The 1,941-nt window shown below is 44.8% G+C and carries 5 protein-coding genes; 1 reads left to right on the top strand and 4 read right to left on the bottom strand.

Annotation, left to right across the window (positions count from 1 at the left end; all coding sequences use genetic code 11):
• Positions 1-135 precede the first annotated feature (135 nt).
• The 3 genes from F6K20_RS36470 to F6K20_RS36460 all read right to left on the bottom strand — a co-directional run bounded on the left by F6K20_RS36470 (position 136) and on the right by F6K20_RS36460 (position 1,356).
• Entirely contained in the window at positions 136-327 is a 192-nt protein-coding gene (locus F6K20_RS36470) for an acyl-CoA dehydrogenase family protein (RefSeq protein ID WP_287298091.1), read from the bottom strand.
• A gap of 551 nt (positions 328-878) precedes the next feature.
• The gene (locus F6K20_RS36465) at positions 879-1,076 is read right to left on the bottom strand and encodes a hypothetical protein (protein ID WP_131827059.1); all 198 of its coding nucleotides are present in this window, start codon (positions 1,074-1,076) and stop codon (positions 879-881) included.
• A gap of 112 nt (positions 1,077-1,188) precedes the next feature.
• Positions 1,189-1,356 (bottom strand): hypothetical protein, encoded by a 168-nt coding sequence (locus F6K20_RS36460; protein ID WP_161603175.1) that lies wholly within the window; start codon positions 1,354-1,356, stop codon positions 1,189-1,191.
• 1 nt (position 1,357) lies between these two features.
• Between F6K20_RS36460 and F6K20_RS36455 the strand changes: the two genes are divergently transcribed.
• Positions 1,358-1,486 carry a hypothetical protein gene (locus F6K20_RS36455; protein ID WP_267872067.1) on the top strand — a complete coding sequence of 43 codons (129 nt, stop codon included), beginning with the start codon at positions 1,358-1,360 and terminating at the stop codon, positions 1,484-1,486.
• Here F6K20_RS36455 and F6K20_RS36450 read toward each other — a convergent pair.
• Positions 1,468-1,647: a hypothetical protein gene (locus F6K20_RS36450; protein ID WP_008187095.1), complete on the bottom strand. Its 180-nt coding sequence runs from the start codon at positions 1,645-1,647 to the stop codon at positions 1,468-1,470. The two genes, F6K20_RS36455 and F6K20_RS36450, sit on opposite strands and share 19 nt — an antisense overlap.
• Between the last annotated feature and the right edge of the window lie 294 nt (positions 1,648-1,941).

Here is a 1,941-nt window from a genome sequence, read left to right as displayed (position 1 = left end):
AATTTATTCCTAGCAATCTTTTTGTTTGTTTAGGATTTTTTTGGATGTAGTTCCAAGTGTAGCTCATGGTTTTTGAGGTTGATAAAAGTGATTAATTTTATCTTATTTTACCATAAGTTTGTTTTTTTGAGAGGTCTACTTAATCGGTACAGCTGGGGCATGAAGACCTGCATCAAACAGAGTCTCAAAGTTTTCTGCTGGGAAGCTTGCTGTCTGGTCGTATTGAGCCGCCCTAGGGGCAAACTCTTCCTGAGTGAGCTGGCTTAAATGATCCAGGAGGGCTTGTGGATCATAGACTTGCCGATCTAAGAGAACAGGAGTTTGCACAGTTTATTGAGTAGATGTTTTTGTTCCTCGTTAATTGTAGCGGCTGGCAAACAGTAAAGGATCAACTACCAAATAACTTTATTTTTGCGGGGTAATTCTAGCTATTTTGTATAAAGTTTACTTGACAAAACAGACGTTCAATGTATCAGGAATTTAACTACAGCAATTTTCAATGGGGTGAGGTTTTTAGGGAGCAGGGAACAGGGAACAGGTAAGAAGTAAGAAGTAAGAAGGAAAAAATACTGTGTATCTGATAGTTATGAAGAACGCTGTATCAGCTAAATGATGCTAATTGTTAGATCATGTCCGGATAATTAGTTATCAAAAACCATTACCGATAAAACCTTACTTCTGCCTTCTGCCTTCTGCCAGCCCCCCTTATTAAGGGCTGATAAGGGTAGGTTTTTTACATTAGGGTAAAACATGGGGCGACCCAGAGGGAGAGGAAAAGGAAAACAACGAATAAATGATGATTTTTAACGACAAATTAAGTACATTGTCTTGATGCAATAGCGAGTGGTTTGAATTTACCGTAAGATCGGGTCGCCTTATTAAAAAATATTTAACCCTTTTCTGCATAACCTGCTAACTATAAAGGCGACCCTATCTAAGGTTTTGTCTCCGGGGGAAACCACGGCAATAGCGAGTGGGGAGGGGCTGTGTGCGGAACCTGCGTCCGCACCGCTGTTTGCCCCGTGGAGACCCCCAAGACCGTAATGGTGCGTTTGACCCGTAATTAAATTCGCCACGGGTCGCACCTCTGCCTCCCCAAGACCGCGCTGGATCGCTTTCTTATCCCCCACACCCGGTCACCCCACGCCCGCTCACCCCACACCTGAGGTCTTTGTAAAAAACCTACCCTTATGAGGGGGGGATTCCCAGCTGTTTGACCCACTCGGTGGAATTGGGGTCTTGGTAGAACAGGCATCTTGCCTGTGTACTATTTTGGTAGAACAGGCATCTTGCCTGTGTACTATTTTGGTAGAACAGGCATCTTGCCTGTGGACAAGATTTTGGTAGAACAGGCATCTTGCCTGTGATCAATATTTTCCTCACAGCATCGAAGCCTATTCTACACAACTACTCCCGATTCCCGATTCCCGATTCCCGATTCCCTATGTCACAGGCAAGATGCCTGTGCTACACCACTACTCCGTGATCCAAAAAAAGTAGAAACTTGGCATCAGGCATCAGCAGTTTCAGGACCTGCACATAGCCCTTGGCATCAGCAGGGTTGTCGAACCGAGCAAAAACGACTGGTGGCATTGGTGGCAATAGGCGCACCACTACCCATGGGTATAGGTGTTGAGTATGGGACATATTATTAAGTTATCTCCTGTAAGGGGAACCCAGAGCCAGCCTGCAGCCTGCGAAAACTCTAAGGCTGGCTCTTCCCGTGGATTTTTTTGTCCACACTTTTAGTTTAACACAAAAAATAGCAAATTATAGCATATTTTAAAAAGTTTTGTAACAAATTCTTTTTGAGGGAGCAGGGAGCAGGGAGCAGGGAGTGTGGTAAGTGTGGTAAGTGTGGTGAGTGTCCCCCCCTTGTTAAGGGGGGTTAGGGGGGATCTCCAGTTGGGGTTTAGCTGGGAAATTAGCGATCGCATAATC

This window comes from Moorena sp. SIO2C4, from assembly GCF_010672485.1.
GTDB classification, from domain to species: Bacteria; Cyanobacteriota; Cyanobacteriia; order Cyanobacteriales; family Coleofasciculaceae; genus Moorena; species Moorena producens.
The sequence above is the reverse complement of the archived record's forward strand: the minus strand, read 5'-3'. Positions and strand labels throughout refer to the sequence as shown.